Below are 18,126 nucleotides of genomic sequence, written 5' to 3' on the forward strand. Positions count from 1 at the left end.
CGGACCGGGCCGCGAACGGCTCGGTCAGCGCAGGTAGGCGGTAATCCAGTTGCCGAACTCGTAGGCCAGATGCCACTCGTGTTCGGCGATGTACAGGCCCGGAACGGCCGCCGGAAAGGCCACCGCGAGACGGCTGCGGAAGCCGCCGCCGGGCTCGTCGCGGAACTGGTGCCGCACGCCCCCGACGACAGTGCCATCGGCGAGTGCGGCGGTTCCGGCGACGGCGAGCGGATAGGCCGGGTCAGCGGAAACGGGAACTCCGGTCGAGTCGGCGTAGTCGACGAAGAAGCGGCTGGCCAGGACCGCTCCACCGGTCACCTCGACGACTTCCTGACGTCCGTCCGCCAGGGTGGCGATGATGTAGTGGTCAGGGCACGCGTCGGTCCAGATCGCGCGCGCGTCGGTCGTGCGTGCGAGGCCGAACCATTGGACGAAACCCGCGGCGCTGCCTCGGTCGCTGACGATCTCGGTAGTCGAGATCGCCCATTGCCCGCCCGAGGCGGCGAGCGCGGTCCGCGTGGCCGCCTCGGAGGCGGCGAGTTCGGCGGCGAGCAGTTCCCGCAGTCCGTCCGAGCCGATCAGGGCGCGCGCCTTCGACAGGGCCGATCGCGCGGCGGCGATGTCGTCCACGGCGACGGCGAACCGACCGAGCAGGGAATCGAGCTCACCCCGCAACAGTCCGGCGAAGTCGGTCGACAGTCGCGCCGCCGCCACCGACAGTCGTCGACGCTCCCATTCCACGACCCCGGACGGCTCGACCGGCGCACCGCCGATGAAGGTCCGCAGCCCGGTTCCGAAGGCCGGGGACCCTGGATTCGCCCCCGCCGCGCCGCAGGCCAGGTACATCGCGGTCGCCGCGGTCGCGGCCGCTCCTGCGGTCCGGTTCATGAAGTTTCGCCTGGTCAGCATTGACCGATTCCTCTCGCCTGCCGCCCTGTTCGCGCGCGTCGACGACGTGCTCGAACGGGGATGAAATGTTAATGCAAGATGGACTTGCGTTAAGGTAGCATGGGTGACTCGGGTCACTCTGTCAACAGTTCCGGGACATTAAAGCTAGGAAAGCTTGCGTTTGTTAGGGGGTGGGATTACGTTGACGCTGGTCTGCTCGGCGTTAGCCACCGCGCTTCCCGAGCGGGCGGACGTTGGTTCATCCCCCGCCGACGGGAAGTGGTCGGGACGGAAACGGAGAGGAAGGCGAGGCTCATGGGCGAGTCCATCGCGATTCGGACGTATATCGGCGGCGAGCAAGTCTCGCGGGAACAAGTACGAGCATGGGAAGCCCGCCGGGCCGCGGTGGTGTTGACCAAGCTCGCCCGTCGTCTGGGAGCGCGAGCCTTCGCCGAACTCGCGCCGGGAAAGCGTTTGGACGACCTGCTCGGCGCTCCGCTCGACGCGCAACGATCCGCGTTGACCTCGATGAAGACCCGCCTGGGTCACGCGGGCGTGTACGCCGCCCTCAGGCGTGACCTCGAGATCTCCGAGCGGATGACGCGCACCGGCGTCGCGCTCAGCCGGGGCCGCACCGAGCACGCCGTCACCCGCCTCGAGGTCCCCGGTTACAGCGCCGAACGATTCGCCGCCTGGTTCTCCGACCTCACCGCCACCAACGCCGAGACCGATATGGTCGACGCCTGCCCCGACCACTACCTCCTGCGCGGCCTCCCCGACGGCCGCCAGGAAGTCGTCGAAACCACCGGCGGGTCAATCCTTGCCACCCGATTTCTCGTCGACTACGGCAGAACCGAAGCGCTCACCATCCCCGCCGACCCCCGCTACCCCCAGCAGATCGCGGGCCGGGCCCTGCTCGACGACGGCCTCGTGATCGGCGGTGTACGACACCAATTCCTCGACCGCCGCGGAACGATGGAAGCGCTGCTGACCGTGCAGTTCCCGGCGAGTCTGCCCGCCCGGTTCATCCGCGAGCACCGATGGCACCTGGCGGTGGAATTCGGCAACTGGATCACCGCCGCCGCGCCCACAGCCTGCACGTCGTGAGCCGACTTCGGCTTGACGCCGATCCCTCCGCGGGCATGCAAATTGGAACATGCAGCGCTGCAACGCAGTACTGTCCGCAACTTCGGCGCCCGTGTTGATGTGAGGCGGCCCGGCAACGGAGTCATCGGCGCAGTCTCCCTCCTGTGGCAGACCTGAACAGCCCGACAGCGACGCGATCCGCGGGGAAGATGCCCATCTGGTTCAACACCAGGCGTGCCGCGGCGAGCGTTTCTGCGCTGACTGCCGGTGTGGTCATCGGCGCACCTGCTCGAGCAGTCGCCGGCTGGCCACGCACAACTCATCGAGAGCGCGGGTGGGTCAGCAGCCTTCCGGCATCGAGCCGAGTCGGTTCCAGGCGAATGCTCGGCCGCCGGTCGAGGGCGGCGGCGGGGTGCTTGTCGAGGATGCGGCCTCAGTCTCCGGGTGTGCAGATTCCGTGGACGACATCGCCGTCGGCGGTACGAACCACGCGGTTCGTGACCTGCGGTCGGTGAACACGTTCCTGCAACGGCGACTGTGGCGGGATGACCGGCGCGATCACGGCTGACCACCACCGCCAGCAAACTTTTCGCAGAAGGCAAATGTGTCGCGATCCGGCACATGTGGCATGGATCGCAGCAGGTCAGAGCGTGTTCAGCTGGTCGACTCCGTGTGCGCGAGTGCGCTCCCACGCGCGGCTCGGGGAGGTGTCACGACTGACGGGATTCTGTGCGCGAGAGGGGACTTGAACCCCTACGTCCGTGGACACCAGAACCTAAATCTGGCGCGTCTGCCAATTTCGCCACTCGCGCTTGATGGTACGACCGTCCAAACTCTACCGGGCCAATCGGTCATCGCGAAGCATTGGGTTGGCGTGGCGTACTCGTCAGTAACCTCACCTGGGATTATAACGATTTGGCAAACCTCAATGTGAGGGGCACTCATGTTTCGTACGTGTTGGTAACCCGATGGACCAGCGTGTTCAAACATGAGGCGGAGTCATGTTTACGACTATTCTGGTACGTACGTACTCAAATACTCTCTAGTAGTGGGCGCGCCCAGGGGTAAACGTGAGGATTTCCTCATGATTCTGTGTCATCCTCGCCCGTATCAGGCCGATCAACCGCGATCACTCGTGAACCGGTAGGGACCGGCGTGTCGCCGAGGCATGTCGCATGGAGAAGGAAGTCGAAGCGTCTTGACGATCAACGAGAGCACCAAGACCGAAGCCGGACAGAGCACGAAGGTGGCTGCCGCCGCCGGGAAGGCCGCGTCGGGCGGGGCGCGGTCGCCGCTGTTGGATCGTCTGCTCGGCGGCGTGTCGTACGCGCTCGCCTTCGGTGGGCAGGGTGCGCAGTGGCTGAGCGAGCTGGAGGAGATCGCGCGCGACAGTGCGCTGGAGCCGGAGCTGACCGCGCTGGTCAACGAGGCGGCGGCGCTGTTGGAGCCGGTCGCGGCGCAGTTGCTGGTGGTTCGTCCGGTCGGCTTCGACCCGATCGGCTGGATGCTGGAGAACGAACTCGCCGACGGTGACGAGGGCGAGATCTCCGCGGCCCCGTCCGACGCTGTACTGCGCTCGGCGGCGGTGTCCATGCCCGGTGTGCTGCTGACCCAGGTGGCGGCCGTGCGGGCGCTGCGGCTGCAAGGCTTGGATCCGGCCGAGCACGCGCCGGTCGCGATCGTCGGGCATTCGCAGGGTCTGCTCGCCGCCGCCGCGGTCGAAGCCGGTGGCGCCCGCGACGCGGAGCTGCTCGCGGTAGCCCAGATGATCGGCGCGGCAGCGGGTTTGGTCGCGCGGCGGCGCGGGCTGATGCCGGTGGGCGAGCGCTCGCCGATGGTCGCGGTGTCCAATGTCGATCCCGAGCAGCTCGGCGCCGTGGTGGCCGAGGTGTGTGACGGATCCGATCCCGCTGCGGCCGTGGTGGTCTCGATCCGCAACGGACGTCGGCGCGCGGTGCTGTCCGGGCCGCCCGCGCAGCTGGAGCGGGTGCGGCAGCGGTGCGCGCAGATCCACGACGAGCAGGCGCGCGAGCGCGACGCGAAGGTGCGCGGCGGCTCGGTGTTCGCTCCGGTCTTCGAGGACGTGGCCGTCGACGTGGCGTTCCACCACCCGGCGCTGGCCGACACCGTCGACCTGGTGAGCAGCTGGGCCGACCAGTGCGGCCTGGACAAGGAGCTGGCGGGCGAGCTGGCGCGGCAGATCCTGGTCGATCCGATCGACTGGGTGGCCGTCGTCGAGGGCGTGATCTCCGCGGGCGCGGAGTGGATCCTTGACCTGGGCCCGGGCGACCTGCTCTCCCGCGTCACGGGGGGCACGCTGAAGGGCACCGGCCTCGGCATCATCGCGGCCGCTACCCGCGCCGGACAGCGCAGCCTGCTCACCCCCGGTGCCGCGCCGGAGCCCGCGGCCCCGTGGTCGGCGTTCGCGCCGCGGCCGGTGCGGCTGCCCAACGGGCGCATCGTGGTCGAGACGGCCTTCACCAAGCTGACCGGGCGCTCGCCGATCCTGCTCGCGGGCATGACTCCGACCACGGTCGACGCGAAGATCGTCGCGGCCGCGGCGAACGCGGGCCACTGGGCGGAGCTGGCCGGCGGCGGGCAGGTGACCGAGCAGATCTTCGCCGACCGGGTGGCCGAGCTGCGGACGCTGCTGCACCCGGGGCGCTCGGTGCAGTTCAACTCCTTGTTCCTCGACCCCTACCTGTGGAAGCTGCAGCTGGGCGGAAAGCGACTGGTGCAGCGGGCCCGCACGGCAGGCGCCCCGTTCGACGGCGTCATCGTGACGGCGGGCATTCCCGAGCTGGAGGAAGCTGTCGCGCTGATCCAGGAACTCACCGAGGTCGGGATCAGCCATGTCGCGTTCAAGCCGGGCACGGTCGCCCAGATCCGGGCCGTGCTGCGCATCGCCGACGAGGTCCCGGACTACCCGGTGATCATGCACATCGAGGGCGGCAAGGCCGGTGGTCACCACTCCTGGGAGGACCTGGACGACCTGCTGCTGGACACCTACTCCGAGCTGCGCAACCGCGCCAACGTCGTGGTGTGCGTCGGCGGTGGCATCGGAACCCCCGAGCGCGCGACGGAGTACCTCACCGGCCAGTGGGCGGTCCGGCACGGCTACCCGGTGATGCCGCTGGACGGCGTGCTGGTCGGTACGGCGGCCATGGCCACGCTGGAAGCCACCACCGCGCCGGAGGTCAAGCAACTGCTCGTGGACACTCCCGGCACGCCCGACTGGGTCGGTGCGGGCACCGCGTCCGGCGGCATGGCCTCGGGCCGCAGCCAGCTGGGCGCCGACATCCACGAGATCGACAACGCCGCGTCGCGCACCGGCCGACTGCTGGACGAGGTCGCGGGCGACGCGGAGGCGGTCGCGGCGCGTCGCGACGAGATCATCGCGGCGCTGAACGCCACCGCCAAGCCGTACTTCGGCGACCTGGCCACCATGACCTACCAGGACTGGCTGGAGCGCTACGTCGAGCTCGCGGTCGGGCTGGACCGGCGCAAGGACTTCGACTGCGGCAGCGACCTGGGCGACGCGATCGCCGAGGCGACGCGTTCGGTGTGGTTGGACATCACCTGGCGGGACCGGTTCGCGGAGATGGTGCGCCGCACCGAATCCCGGCTGCACCCGGCCGACCGCGGCGAGATCCCCACGCTGTTCGCGAGTGACGACGACTTCGAGAACCCGGTCGCGGCGCTGTGCGCCTTGAAGGACGCCTACCCCGCCACGGCGCAGACGCTGCTGCACCCGGCCGACGTCCCGTTCTTCATCGCGTTGTGCAAGACCCCGGGCAAGCCGGTGAACTTCGTGCCCGTCGTGGACGGCGACGTGCGTCGCTGGTGGCGCTCGGATTCACTGTGGCAGGCGCACGATCCGCGCTACTCGGCCGATCAGGTGTGCGTCATCCCCGGCACGGTCGCGGTCGCGGGCATTACCCGGGTCGACGAGCCGGTCGGCGAACTGCTCGACCGCTTCGAACAGGACACGGCGTACTCCCTGGTGCGCGCGGGCGTGGCGCCAACCCCGGTGGACGCGCGTCGCACGGCGGGCGTCACGAGCGGCCCGATCGACGCCGTGCTGGCCGCCCCGGACGTGCAGTGGGCCGGACGCACCGCGATCAGCCCGGTGCACCGGCTCGGTGACCTGTCCGAGTGGGTCGTCGACGGCAAGGGTGCGGTGCATCCGCCCACCGGCGCGACGCTGGTCGAGACCGCAGGCGCCGAGCCGGAGAACGCCTACGTGGAGCTGACCGTCCCGCTGCTGGCTGGCAACGCGGTGCGCATCCGGATCACCGTGCCGACCTCGGTCTACAACGGCGGCGCCCCGGTCGTCACCGAGGCCGACGCCGACGAGGCCATGGCCGCGCTGCTCGCGGTCGCCGCGGGCCAGGATCTGCCCGAGGTCAAGGGCAAGGTCGCCCACGTGAATCTGGCCTGGACGCCGGATCTGATCGCCGATCACGCCGGGGTCACCGGCTCCGGCCTGCCCGCCACGCTGAGCACGCTCGGCCGCACCGTGCCGGACGTGCTGGTCGGCGCGTGCTGGCCCGCCGTGTTCGCGGTGCTCGGCGCGACCCGCACCGCGAAGGGCGAGAGCGTCATCGAGGGCATGCTCGACCTGGTGCACCTGGACCACCAAGTGCACCTCGCCGGTGCGCTGCCCGCCGAGACCAGTGTGCTGGCGGTGCGCGCGGAGGCCGGTGAGACCGTCGATACCGACCTGGGCCGGGTCGTCGAGGTGCACGTGCGGATCACCGCCATGCTGGACAAGCCCGAGACCGGGATGTCGATGCCGGTGCTGGCCACCCTCACCGAGCGGTTCGCGATCCGCGGGCGCAACGGCGCGGGCGAACTGGCCGATCCGCCGCGCGCGGCTGGCACGGTGTCCGACGCGGCCACCGACACCCCGCGCAGGCGTCGCCGCGACGTCACGATCGTGGCTCCGCGCACCATGCACGCCTTCGCCGCCGTCTCCGGCGACCACAACCCGATCCACACCAGCGATGCCGCGGCGAAGCTCGCCGGGCTCGGCAGCCCGATCGTGCACGGCATGTGGCTGTCGGCGGCCGCGCAGCACGTCGTGTCGGCGGTCGATCCCACGAGTTCGGTACCCGCGCGGACGGTGACCGCGTGGACCACCCGGTTCCTCGGCATGGTCCGTCCCGGGGCGCAGATCGATGTGCGCGTCGAGCGGGTAGCGCTCGACGCGGGCAGCGAGGTCGTCGAGGTCTCCTGCCGCACCGAAGGCGAGCTGGTGATGACCGCGACCGGTCGCACCGTGGCGCCGAAGACCGTCTACGCCTTCCCCGGACAGGGCATCCAGCGCAAGGGGATGGGGCTGGACGCCCGCTCCCGGTCGAAGGCGGCCAAGGAGATCTGGGACCGCGCGGACAAGCACACCCGTGCGGCGCTCGGCTTCTCGATTCTCGCCGTGGTGCGCGACAACCCGACCTACCTGAAGGCGCGCGGCGTCGAACACCGCCACCCGGACGGCGTGCTGCACCTGACCCAGTTCACCCAGGTCGCCATGGCGACCCTCGGCGTCGCCCAGGTGGCGGAACTGCGCGAGTCCGGTGCGTTCGTCGAGGGCGCGCTGCTCGCGGGCCACTCGGTGGGCGAGTACAACGCGCTCGCCGCCGTCGCCGGAGTGCTGCCGCTGGAGGCGGTGCTCGAGGTCGTGTTCCAGCGCGGTTCCGCGATGCACGAGCTGGTGCCGCGGGATGCGCAGGGACGCAGCGACTATCGGATGGCTGCGATCCGGCCCTCACAGATCGGATTGCCCGACGCGGAGGTCGTCGGCTTCGTCAAGGAAGTCGGCGATCGGGTCGGGGAGTTCCTCGAGGTGGTCAACCTGAACCTGCGCGGTTCGCAGTACGCGATCGCGGGCACGGTGGCCGGGCTGGACGCGCTGGAGCAGGAGATCGACCGTCGTCGCGCCGAATTCGGCGGCAAGCGGGCGTTCATCCTGGTCCCCGGCATCGACGTGCCGTTCCACTCGACGGTGCTGCGCAAGGGCGTTCCGGAGTTCCGGCAGAAGCTCGAGCAGCTGCTGCCGGTGGATCTGCGCCCGGAGACCTTGATCGGCCGCTACATCCCGAACCTGGTGCCGAGGCTTTTCACACTCGAGCGGGCGTTCGTGCAGGAGATCGCGGACCTGGTGCCGTCCGAACCGCTCGCGGAGGTGCTGGCCGACTTCGACAGCTGGGCCGCCCGGCCGACCGAGTTGTGCCGCGTGGTGCTGATCGAGTTGCTCGCGTGGCAGTTCGCCAGCCCGGTGCGCTGGATCGAGACCCAGGACCTGCTGTTCACCGACCCCGCACAGGGCGGCCTCGGCATCGAGCGGTTCATCGAGATCGGTCTCGGCGCGACGCCGACGGTGGCCAACCTGGCCAGCCAGACGTTGAAGCTCCCCGCTTTCGGCGGAGCCAAGGTGGAAGTGCTCAACATCGAGCGCGAGGCGGCGATCGTCTACGCGACCGACACCGATCCCGCCCCGGTCGACGAGCCGGTGGAGGAGCCTGCCGCCGCAGCGGCTCCGGCAGCGGCCGTCGCCGCCGCACCCGTGGCCGCGCCCGCCCCGAGTTCGGGCGGCCCGCGTCCGGACGACATCGCGTTCACCGCCGCCGACGCCACGCGCGTGCTGATCGCGCTGTGGACCAAGTTGCGGCTGGACCAGATCGGCCCGGTGGACACCATCGAGGGCCTGTGCGACGGCGTTTCCTCCCGGCGTAACCAGCTGCTGGTCGACCTCGGCTCCGAGCTCTCGCTCGGCGCGATCGACGGCGCGGCCGACGCCGACATGGGTGCGCTGTCCGCGACGGTGGAGCGGCTCGCCCGTACCTACCGTCCGTTCGGCACGGTGCTCACCGACGCCATCGGCGACCATCTGCGCAAGGTGTTCGGGCCGTCCGGCAAGCGTCCGGCCGCCATCGCGGACCGGGTCAAGAAGGTCTGGGAACTCGGTGACGGGTGGGCCAGCCACGTGACCGCCGAGGTGTCGCTGGGCACCAGGGAAGGCGCCAGCGTGCGAGGTGGCGACCTGGGCGGCCTGGTCTCCGGCGCGCTGGGCGACGCCGCATCGGTCGACGCGGCCATCGATGCCGCCGTGCAGGCCGTCGCGGCCCGTCGCGGTGTCGCGGTGTCGCTGCCCTCGGCGGGCGGCGGTGGCGGTGCGACCGTCGACGCCGCCGCGCTGGGCGAGTTCACCGAGCAGATCACCGGACGCGACGGCGTGCTCGCCACGGCCGCGCGCGTCGTACTGGAACAGCTCGGACTGTCCGAGCGCGTCTCCGCGCCGGAAGCGACCGACAACTCCCTGGTCGATCTGGTGTCGGCCGAACTGGGTTCGGACTGGCCGCGTCTGGTGGCGCCCGCGTTCGACGCCCGCAAGGCGGTGCTGCTGGACGACCGGTGGGCCACGGCGCGCGAGGACTTGGCTCGGCTGTGGCTCGCCGACGACGCAGGCAGCGCGAACGGACCGGTCACCGGGTTCATCGGTGCGGGGGAAGCCGTTGCGGCGCAGGCGAACTGGTGGCGGCAGCGGGCGATGCACGAAGCGCGCTCGGTGCTGGCCGGCTTGTACGAGCGCATCGCCGAGGCGGCGCTGAGCACGGAGGAGCCCGGGCTGTGGTCCTCCGACATCGCGGTGATCACCGGCGCCAGCAAGGGATCCATCGCGGCGGCGACGACCGGCAGGCTGCTCAGCGGTGGCGCCACGGTCGTGGTCACCACCTCGTCGCTGAACGACGAACGCCTCGCCTTCTACCGGAAGCTCTACCGCGACAACGCCCGGCACGGCGCGGCTCTGTGGGTGGTGCCCGCCAACATGGCGTCCTACCAGGACGTCGACGCCCTGATCGACTGGATCGGCACCGAGCAGGTCGACAGCGCGGGCGGCGCGAAGATCAAGGTCAAGGACGCGATGACGCCCACGCTGCTGCTGCCGTTCGCGGCGCCGCGAGTGGCCGGTGACCTCGCGGACGCGGGCGCGCGCGCCGAAATGGAGATGCGCGTGCTGCTCTGGTCGGTCGAACGGCTGATCGGCGGGCTGTCCAAGCTGGGCGCTGATCACGACGTGGACGCGAAACTGCACGTGGTGCTGCCGGGTTCGCCCAACCGCGGCATGTTCGGCGGCGACGGCGCCTACGGCGAGTCGAAGGCGGCGCTGGACGCGGTGGTCGCCAAGTGGCGGGCCGAGAAGTCGTGGTCGACCCGGGTCACCCTGGTGCACGCGCTGATCGGCTGGGTGCGCGGCACCGGCCTGATGGGCCACAACGACCCGATGGTCGAGGCGGTCGAGAAGGCGGGTGTGCAGACCTGGTCCACCGCGGAGATGGCCGACGAGTTGCTCAAGTGGTGCACCTCGCGGGCCCGCCAGGTGACCGCGACCGGCCCGCAGCAGATCGACCTGACCGGTGGGTTGGCCAGGGCCAAGCTGGACCTGCCCGCGCTGGCCAAGCAGGCCGCGGAGCAGGCGGAGGCGGAGACCGACGCGGACGCGGGTCGCACGATCGCCGCGCTGCCGGCGCCGCCGACCGTGACCTCCGCGCTGCCGGTGCCCGAGTGGGGCGAGGTGACGGTGGATCCGGCCGACATGGTGGTCATCGTCGGCGCGGGCGAGCTGGGCCCGTACGGCTCGGCGCGCACCCGCTTCGAGATGGAGGTCTCCGACGAACTGTCGGCGGCGGGCGTGCTGGAACTGGCTTGGACCACCGGCATGGTCACCTGGGAGAACGACCCGAAGCCGGGCTGGTACGACGCCGCGTCCGGTGACTACGTCCCCGAGCACGAGCTGGCCGAGCGTTACCACGACGCCGTGGTCGCCCGTTGCGGTGTGCGCCGCTACGAGGACGACGGCGCCATGACCGACAATTCGGCCCCACTGATGACCTCGGTCTTCCTCGACCAGGACCTGTCGTTCACGGTGGGCGGCGAGGCCGAGGCGCGTGCCTTCCACGCCGCCGATCCGGAGCACACGGTGATCACACCGGTCGCGGACTCCGGCGACTGGACGGTGACGCGCCGAGCGGGCACGGAGATCCGCGTGCCGCGCCGGGCCAAGCTCTCGCGCACCGTCGGCGGCCAGATCCCGACCGGCTGGGACCCGACCATCTGGGGCATCTCGCCCGATATGGCCGCTTCGGTGGACCGGGTCGCGCTGTGGAACATCGTCTGCACGGTCGACGCGTTCATCGGCTCCGGGTTCAGCCCCGCTGAACTCATGAGCTGGGTGCACCCCTCGCTGGTCGCCAACACGCAGGGCACCGGCATGGGCGGCATGTCCTCGATGCGCTCCCTGTACATCGACAACCTGCTCGGTGAGTCGCGGCCGAACGACATCCTGCAGGAGGCGCTGCCGAACGTGGCGCTGGCGCACGTGGTGCAGTCCTACGTCGGCAGCTACGGCGCGATGGTGCACCCGGTGGCGGCCTGCGCGACCGCCGCGGTGTCGGTCGAGGAGGGCGTCGACAAGATCCGGCTGGGCAAGGCCGATCTGGTCGTGGCAGGCGGCTACGACGATCTCGGCATCGAAGGCATCGTCGGCTTCGGTGACATGTCGGCCACCGCGGATTCCGCGGCCATGAGCGCCAAGGGCATCAGCGACCGGTACTTCTCCCGCGCCAACGATCGCCGCCGCGGCGGGTTCATCGAATCGCAGGGCGGCGGCACGGTCCTGCTGGCGCGCGGCAGCGTCGCGCTGGAGATGGGCCTGCCGGTGCTGGGCGTGGTGGCCTACGCGCAGTCCTTCGCCGACGGCGTGCACACGTCCATCCCGGCTCCGGGCCTGGGCGCGCTGGGCGCCGGTCGTGGCGGGACGGAATCCCGGCTGGCGACCGAACTGCGCAAGCTCGGCGTCACCCCGGACGAGATCGCGGTGGTGTCCAAGCACGACACCTCGACGGCCGCCAACGACCCGAACGAGTCGGAACTGCACGAGCGGCTCGCGACGGCCATCGGGCGCTCGGACGGCGCTCCCCTGTTCGTCGTCTCGCAGAAGACCCTCACCGGGCACGCGAAGGGCGGGGCGGCCGCATTCCAGCTCATCGGCCTGTGCCAGGTGCTGGAGCAGGGCGTCATCCCGCCGAACCGCAGCCTCGACTGCGTCGACGAGAAGATGCTGGCCTTCCCGCACCTGGTGTGGCTGCGCGAACCGCTGCGGCTGGGCGGGCGCCTTCCGCTGAAGGCGGGTCTGGTCACCTCGCTCGGCTTCGGCCACGTGAACGGTCTGCTGGCGATCGTGCACCCGGAGGCGTTCATCCAGGCCATCGAGCCGGGACGGCGCGAGGAGTACCAGCGCACGGCGCAGGAGCGTCAGCTGACCGGCCGCCAGCGGTTCGTGGAGGCGATGTGCGGCGGCGCGCCGCTGTACGAACGTCCCGCGGATCGCAGGCTCGGCGGGGAGGGCACCCCGTCCCAGCGGGCGCGTCAGCTGGAGGCCGACGTGCTGCTCTCGCCGGAGGCGCGCCTGGATCAGGACGGCGCCTACCGCGCGAAGGGCATCGGATGCGCGTAACCGGAAGCGCGGCGGGGCAACTCGCCGCGCCGGGTCCGTGCGCGGGCTCGCCGAGGACGTCGTAGGCTGGCCGCCTATGACGATCCTCGGTATCGGCTTGGACTTGGTGACCATCTCCGAGTTCGCCGAACAGCTCGAACGCGCCGGAACGACGATGCTCCGGGAAAGTTTCACCGCGGGTGAGCGGCGCTACTGCCAGAGCAAAGGGACCGACCCGGCGCGCAGCTACGCGGCGCGGTGGGCGGCGAAAGAGGCGGTGCTCAAAGCATGGGCGTCGTCGCGGTTCGCCCGCCGCCCGCAGATCGGGGACAACCCCTATCCGCTGATCGAGGTGGTCAACGACGCGTGGGGCAGGCCGAGCATCAAGCTGCACGGCCTGGCCGCCGAATTCCTGCCCCGGGTAAGGGTTCACCTGTCGCTGACCCACGACGGCGACACCGCCGCCGCGATGGTGGTGCTGGAGGACCCGGGCGAGCTGGCCGACCTCATCGAAGGCCGCGACAGCGCCGGTTGAGTCGCGCGGTTGGTCCCGGTTCCGGCCGGGACCACCACTTATTTTTGGCCGCCGGTCCGCGATTCCTTCTCCGCGACCAGCAGGTAGGCGACCATCAGCCGCTTGAGTTCGGCGACCGCTTCGGCGCTGCTCTGCTCGTCCTGCACGGAGAAGTTGAGCATCGAATAGACCACGTGCACCAGCACTTCCGCCATCATGGTGCGCCGTGCCCGCGGGGTGCGCGGCGTGAGCGGCCGCAGCATCTGCGACACGACCTCGGCGAACTGCTTCTCGTGGATCGCCCCGGTGGCCCGGGTGGACGGCGTGGACTGCATGGCCAGCCACACCTCCCGCCGGGACGGGTCGGTCATCCAGAGGTTGGCCAGGTGGTCGACGAACTGGTTCATGTGCCGCAACCAGTCCAGCGAGGGAATCTCGCCGTGGAAGTCGGCCAGCTCCTGGGAAACGGCAACCAGATCTTGGCGATTCAGCTCACAGACGATGACGTACTTGTTGGCGAAGAACTGGTACAGCGTGCCGATCGGCACCTCCGCCCTGGCCGCCACCTCCTCGCAGGTGAACGACTCGAACCCGACCTCGACGAGCAGCTCCCTGGACGCCTGGAGTAAGGCGTCGAACTTTCGTTTGCTGCGTTCCTGCGTCGGCCGGCGTCGCGGCATGAGCTCCTGTGGGTCGTCCTGCAGCTCCAACGCAGGGTCCAGACGGTGCTTCACCCTGGCCTCCGCGCGTACTTCCACGCATCCAGGCTAACGGTAGGGACAAGCGTGCGATACGCGCATCCGCCGTTCGCGTCCAGCTGACTTGATTTCCGCTACCCATCCGTAACCGATGCGGCATCGAACATATACCGAGCGCGCGTGCATCGCGACGTGTGTTCCGAGCAGGGGAATCCATGGGGCTCATGGCTTTCGGCAAGCCCGTGAGCTCGGTCAATGCACAGAGGGGAAGGCGTGATCAGTGGTAGCTGAATCTGTGGTGACTCTCGGCGTTTCGACCGAACGCGGTGCCGTGCACGCGGTAGCGCTCGCCGACGGCAGGAAGCTGGCCGATCGGGTGCTGCTGCGCCGGATCGAGCGAACGGACGGCGACAGCAAGGCGGACGTGGCCGAGGCGGTCGAGACCGCGCTGGACGCCCTGGCCGCCGGGCTGGGCTCGGAGCGGGAAGTCGGTGGCGTAGCCGTCGCCTATCGGGACGCCGCGGAGCGGCGCGCCATCGTGACCCGGCTGGCGGCAGGCCCGTGGCACAGCGCCTCGCTGGTCTCGGTGAAATCGGCCCACCTGAGCGTGGCGAGCATGATGACGTGGCTCGACGCCTACGACAACCTGCTGGTGTGCGAGGTGGTGCCCGGGTACCACGCGTTCACCCTGGTCGACCGGGGCCGCCGCCGGGTGCTCGCCGCCGTGGGGCAGGCGGGCCGGGCGACGCCCCGGTCGCTGGGCATCGGCGTCACGGCGGCGTGGGATCAGCTGGACGCGGCCGGCGCGCGGCCGGACGCGGTGGCGCTGATCGGCTCGGCGGGCGCGGGCTCCGCGGTGCTGAGGGCGGTCGAGAAATTCGGGGCTCCGGTGATCCCCTGCACCGTAGGCGCTTTCGCGTCCGCCGCGGGCGCGGCGTTGAGCGCCCGGCTGGAGCAGGACAGCTACGTCGGGCCGGTGAGCGAGTCGAGTCGGGCGCGCGGCGGCGTCGCGGTGTTCGCCGCGGCCGGTGTGCTGGCCAGCGGAATGGTCGTCGGCGGGAGCTATCTGCTGAACGATTCCGCGCAGCCGACACCGACCGTCGTGGCGGACGCCCGGATCGAGGGCGCAGGCGCGACGCATCCGGTAGAGCCGGTCCGTCCCGCGGACACCGAGGCGGACGAGTCCTTCGACGGGCCGCGGGGCGGCGACGCCACCACGACCGGAGTGTGGCTTCCGGACCAGCGCGGGGGGCTCGCCCCGCGGCATCGTCCGTTGCCGTTGGTCGCCGCAGACGCGACAACCAGGCCGGAGACGGAAACCCCGGAGCCGCTCCTGCCGGGGACCGGGGTCCCGACCGATCGCAAGGTGGGCGCACCCGACGCCGCGTTGCTGTTCCCCGGTGAGGCCCCACCACCCGCCGTGTTCACCCCGGAAGCCGCGGACTGGTGGGACGAGCACCTTCGCCTGATGGCGCAGTGGGCAGCCCAGCAGGTGTGGCAGGTCTGATCCGATCCACCCGACTTCGGCCCGGCGCCCCTGCGGCGCCGGGCTTTTCGTTGCCCGCGCTACACCGACAGATCGCGGCGCAACTTGGCGACGTGGCCGGTGGCGCGGACGTTGTACTGCGCGACGGCGATCTTGCCCGCTTCGTCCACCAGGAAGGTCGAGCGGATTACGCCGACGACCGTCTTGCCGTACATGGTCTTCTCTCCGTACGCGCCCCACGCGGTGAGCACGGCGCGATCGGGATCCGACAGCAGCGGGAAGGTCAGCCGTTCCGCGTCGCGGAACTTGGCCAGCTTGGCGGGCTTGTCCGGTGAGATGCCGACGACGTCGATGCCCGCGCCGTCCAGGTCGGCCAGGTTGTCGCGGAAGTCGCAGGCTTGCTTGGTGCAGCCGGGCGTGCTCGCGGCGGGGTAGAAGTACACGATCACCTTGCGACCGCGGTAGTCCGACAGCGAGACGTCCTTGCCGTCGGCGTCGGGAAGCGTGAAGTCGGGGGCGGTGTCGCCCGGGGAGAGTCGTTGGTTGGTGGTCACCTTCTGCACGGTATCCGAAGGTCCCGACCGGAGATCCTCGCGCGGCCGGATAGCGGCGCGTGGCGGCGGATAGACTCGTCCGCGAGCCCCGGGTGCTCCGCGAACGGCCGAGCGTGCGGCCCGATTCGTGCACCGGGTGCGGCAATCGACAACAGGAGGGTGGAACGTGGCAAGGGATACCGAGCGGATCGAGCAGGAGATCGAGGCCGCCCGCACTCGGCTGGCGAGCACGCTCGACGAACTCGCGGTACGCGCGGACCCGCATCGGATCGCGGACGACACCAAGCAGATCGTGGTCTCGAAGCTGAACGAGCCGAAGGTGAAATACAGCCTGATCGGCGCCGCCGCGGTCGTCGTCGGGCTGGTGCTGCTCAAGATCTTCCGCTGAGCTGGAAAAACGACGACACCCGGTGTGGCGATGCCCACCGGGTGTCGTCGTTTCGCGGTCGGTTCAGACCGTCGGGCAGGCGAAGCCGTCGCCGTCGGGATCCAGGTGCGGGCCGTAGCCCGGTTCGCCGCGGAACAGCGGCGCGTGTCCCGCGGCGCGGGCGTCGTCGCAGTTGGCGTAGGCGCCACCGGCCGAACCGGTCTGCGACAGACCGGCCGAGCCGGTCGCGGCGGAGCCGGTGTCGACGGCCGAGGAGCCGGTTCCGGCGGATCCGGACGGAGGGGCGGCTAGGGCGGCAGGAGCCGCGAGAAAGGTCAATCCCGCGATGGCCGCGCTGACGGAGAGCCGGCGAACGTTCATGTATTCCTCTATGTATGTGGTTGCTGCGGTGGATGGGCGTCCGACCGGACGCCGCATCCACTGTTGTGACGGGCCGCTCTCTTGTCAACCTCGCGGGGACGGAACTAGGGGATTAGGGGATCGCACCCAGTGCCGTGGCTCAGGGGGCCGTCCCGATGCCGCGGATGTGTTCCGCTGGGATGTTTCCCATGCGTCCGGCCTGGTAGTCCTCCATCGCTTCGATGATCTCCGCGCGAGTGTTCATCACGAACGGCCCGTACTGCACCACCGGTTCGCGGATCGGCTGTCCGCCGAGCAGCAGGACTTCGAGCGCTCCGGTCCGATTGTCTTGGCGCGCATCGGCGGTCACGCTGATCGCGTCTCCGCGGCCGAAGACCGCGAGCTGCCCCTCGTTCAGCGGCCTGCGCTCCGCGCCAACCGTGCCGCTGCCGGATAGCACGTACGCCATCGCCGTGAACTCTTGCGGCCAAGGTGTTTCGAGGATCCCGCCGGGCGTGATCGACGCGTGGGCGTAGGCGATCGGGGTGTATGTCGAACCGGGGCCGGTGAATCCGCCGACCTCTCCGGCGATGAGCCGCACCAGCGCGCCGCCGTCGTGCGAACTCACCAGCGTCAGTTCGCGAGCGCGCAGGTCCTGGTAGCGCGGCGTGGCGAACTTGAGCGCGCGCGGCAGGTTCACCCACAGCTGGATGCCGTGGAACCAGCCGCCGGAGGCGACCATCTCCTCCGGCGGGACCTCGTCATGCAGGATGCCGGAGCCCGCGGTCATCCACTGGGTGTCGCCTTCGCCGATGACGCCGCCGCCGCCCTGCGAGTCGTGGTGCACCATGGTGCCGTCGAGCATGTAGGTGACCGTCTCGAAGCCGCGGTGCGGATGCCACGGTGCACCCTTCGCCTCGTGCGGTTCGTAGGCGACCGGACCCATCTGGTCGAGCAGGATGAAGGGATCGGCCGTGCGCAGATCCATGCTGGGGAACGGCCTGCGCACCTCGAATCCCGCGCCTTCGCGCTGTTTGTGCGCGGTGACCACGCTCCGGACCGGCCGTTGGCGCAGGGTCGCGTCCGGGCGGGGGAGGCGTGGCAGGACCATGATGTCGGGAACGGTGACGGCGGGCATGGGGACCTCCTCGGGAGTTGGTGTCCATGTCAACCAACGGTGACTACACTTCATTCCCATGGTCCGGTGGTTGAGTGACGACGAGCAGGCGACGTGGCAGGCCTACGTGCGGCTGCGCCAGCGTTTGGACGGGGCGATTTCCGCCGGGCTGGCCGAGGACGGCCTGTCCCTGGCGGACTACGAGCTGATGGTGGCGTTGTCGGCAGCCGCCAACGGGTGTCTGCGCGCCAAAGAGCTGGCCACCGAGGTGTGCTGGGAGAAGAGCCGGCTGTCCAAGCATCTGGCCAGGATGGACGCGCGCGGACTGGTCGAGCGGCGCCCCGCCGAGGAGGATGCCCGCGGCATCATCGTGCAGCTCACGCCGCAAGGGCGGGTGGCGCTGGAGCGGGCCGCGCCCAACCATGTCGATCTGGTCCGTCGCGTCTTCGTCGAGCTGATGACGCCGGGTGAGGCGCGTGCGCTGCGCGCGCTGGCGGACAAGGTGGTCACCGAGGTCGAGCAGGTGACCGAACTCGGCGCCTGATCGCCGTTCGTTCCCGC

11 protein-coding genes and 1 tRNA gene are annotated in these 18,126 nt (G+C 70.2%); 6 read left to right on the top strand and 6 right to left on the bottom strand.

The genetic code is table 11. The annotated features are described in order from the left end of the window. Positions 1 to 24 precede the first annotated feature (24 nt). Complete coding sequence (locus ABZW96_RS17810) at positions 25 to 909, bottom strand: hypothetical protein (protein ID WP_355075836.1); 885 nt, start codon at positions 907 to 909, stop codon at positions 25 to 27. A gap of 294 nt (positions 910 to 1,203) precedes the next feature. Here ABZW96_RS17810 and ABZW96_RS17815 point away from each other — a divergent pair, with 294 nt between their 5' ends. Next, positions 1,204 to 1,995 carry a hypothetical protein gene (locus tag ABZW96_RS17815; RefSeq protein WP_355075838.1) on the top strand — a complete coding sequence of 264 codons (792 nt, stop codon included), beginning with the start codon at positions 1,204 to 1,206 and terminating at the stop codon, positions 1,993 to 1,995. Positions 1,996 to 2,704: 709 nt separating this feature from the next. On the opposite strand, the gene ABZW96_RS17820 is transcribed toward ABZW96_RS17815, so the two are convergent. Then, positions 2,705 to 2,786, bottom strand: a tRNA-Leu gene (locus tag ABZW96_RS17820). A gap of 386 nt (positions 2,787 to 3,172) precedes the next feature. Here ABZW96_RS17820 and ABZW96_RS17825 point away from each other — a divergent pair. Together ABZW96_RS17825 and ABZW96_RS17830 are read left to right on the top strand one after the other, a co-directional pair. Further along, positions 3,173 to 12,490: a fatty acid synthase subunit beta domain-containing protein gene (locus ABZW96_RS17825; RefSeq protein WP_355075840.1), complete on the top strand. Its 9,318-nt coding sequence runs from the start codon at positions 3,173 to 3,175 to the stop codon at positions 12,488 to 12,490. Between the two features lie 76 nt (positions 12,491 to 12,566). Next, entirely contained in the window at positions 12,567 to 13,004 is a 438-nt protein-coding gene (locus tag ABZW96_RS17830; RefSeq protein WP_043721202.1) for a holo-ACP synthase, read from the top strand. Between the two features lie 38 nt (positions 13,005 to 13,042). Here ABZW96_RS17830 and ABZW96_RS17835 read toward each other — a convergent pair whose 3' ends face one another. Then, positions 13,043 to 13,663, bottom strand: coding sequence for a TetR/AcrR family transcriptional regulator (locus ABZW96_RS17835; RefSeq protein WP_355075985.1), 621 nt, complete (start codon positions 13,661 to 13,663; stop codon positions 13,043 to 13,045). A gap of 298 nt (positions 13,664 to 13,961) precedes the next feature. Here ABZW96_RS17835 and ABZW96_RS17840 point away from each other — a divergent pair, with 298 nt between their 5' ends. Continuing rightward, positions 13,962 to 15,188, top strand: a complete 1,227-nt coding sequence (locus tag ABZW96_RS17840) for a hypothetical protein (RefSeq protein WP_355075842.1) — start codon at positions 13,962 to 13,964, stop codon at positions 15,186 to 15,188. 59 nt (positions 15,189 to 15,247) lie between these two features. Here ABZW96_RS17840 and bcp read toward each other — a convergent pair whose 3' ends face one another. Further along, positions 15,248 to 15,721: a thioredoxin-dependent thiol peroxidase gene (bcp, locus tag ABZW96_RS17845; RefSeq protein ID WP_355075844.1), complete on the bottom strand. Its 474-nt coding sequence runs from the start codon at positions 15,719 to 15,721 to the stop codon at positions 15,248 to 15,250. Between the two features lie 166 nt (positions 15,722 to 15,887). Between bcp and ABZW96_RS17850 the strand changes: the two genes are divergently transcribed. Further along, positions 15,888 to 16,109 carry a DUF3618 domain-containing protein gene (locus tag ABZW96_RS17850; protein ID WP_067802691.1) on the top strand — a complete coding sequence of 74 codons (222 nt, stop codon included), beginning with the start codon at positions 15,888 to 15,890 and terminating at the stop codon, positions 16,107 to 16,109. Between the two features lie 63 nt (positions 16,110 to 16,172). On the opposite strand, the gene ABZW96_RS17855 is transcribed toward ABZW96_RS17850, so the two are convergent. Then, on the bottom strand, positions 16,173 to 16,469 hold the full coding sequence (locus tag ABZW96_RS17855; RefSeq protein ID WP_355075846.1) for an excalibur calcium-binding domain-containing protein: 297 nt from the start codon (positions 16,467 to 16,469) through the stop codon (positions 16,173 to 16,175). 139 nt (positions 16,470 to 16,608) lie between these two features. Next, positions 16,609 to 17,586: a pirin family protein gene (locus ABZW96_RS17860; protein ID WP_355075848.1), complete on the bottom strand. Its 978-nt coding sequence runs from the start codon at positions 17,584 to 17,586 to the stop codon at positions 16,609 to 16,611. A 70-nt stretch (positions 17,587 to 17,656) separates the two neighbouring features. On the opposite strand from ABZW96_RS17860, the gene ABZW96_RS17865 reads away from it, so the two are divergent. Then, on the top strand, positions 17,657 to 18,109 hold the full coding sequence (locus ABZW96_RS17865) for a MarR family winged helix-turn-helix transcriptional regulator (RefSeq protein ID WP_355075850.1): 453 nt from the start codon (positions 17,657 to 17,659) through the stop codon (positions 18,107 to 18,109). Positions 18,110 to 18,126: the final 17 nt, after the last annotated feature.

Source organism: Nocardia sp. NPDC004168 (assembly GCF_040610355.1).
In the GTDB taxonomy this organism is placed as follows: Bacteria; Actinomycetota; Actinomycetes; order Mycobacteriales; family Mycobacteriaceae; genus Nocardia; species Nocardia sichangensis.

Bases quoted from the DNA above. Each gene is read 5' to 3' on its own strand.
- ABZW96_RS17855 (WP_355075846.1), bottom strand. From the start codon at position 16,469: ATGAACGTTCGCCGGCTCTCCGTCAGCGCGGCCATCGCGGGATTGACC.
- ABZW96_RS17830 (WP_043721202.1), top strand. From the start codon at position 12,567: ATGACGATCCTCGGTATCGGCTTGGACTTGGTGACCATCTCCGAGTTC.
- ABZW96_RS17860 (WP_355075848.1), bottom strand. From the start codon at position 17,586: ATGCCCGCCGTCACCGTTCCCGACATCATGGTCCTGCCACGCCTCCCC.
- ABZW96_RS17835 (WP_355075985.1), bottom strand. From the start codon at position 13,663: ATGCCGCGACGCCGGCCGACGCAGGAACGCAGCAAACGAAAGTTCGAC.
- ABZW96_RS17815 (WP_355075838.1), top strand. From the start codon at position 1,204: ATGGGCGAGTCCATCGCGATTCGGACGTATATCGGCGGCGAGCAAGTC.
- ABZW96_RS17810 (WP_355075836.1), bottom strand. From the start codon at position 909: ATGCTGACCAGGCGAAACTTCATGAACCGGACCGCAGGAGCGGCCGCG.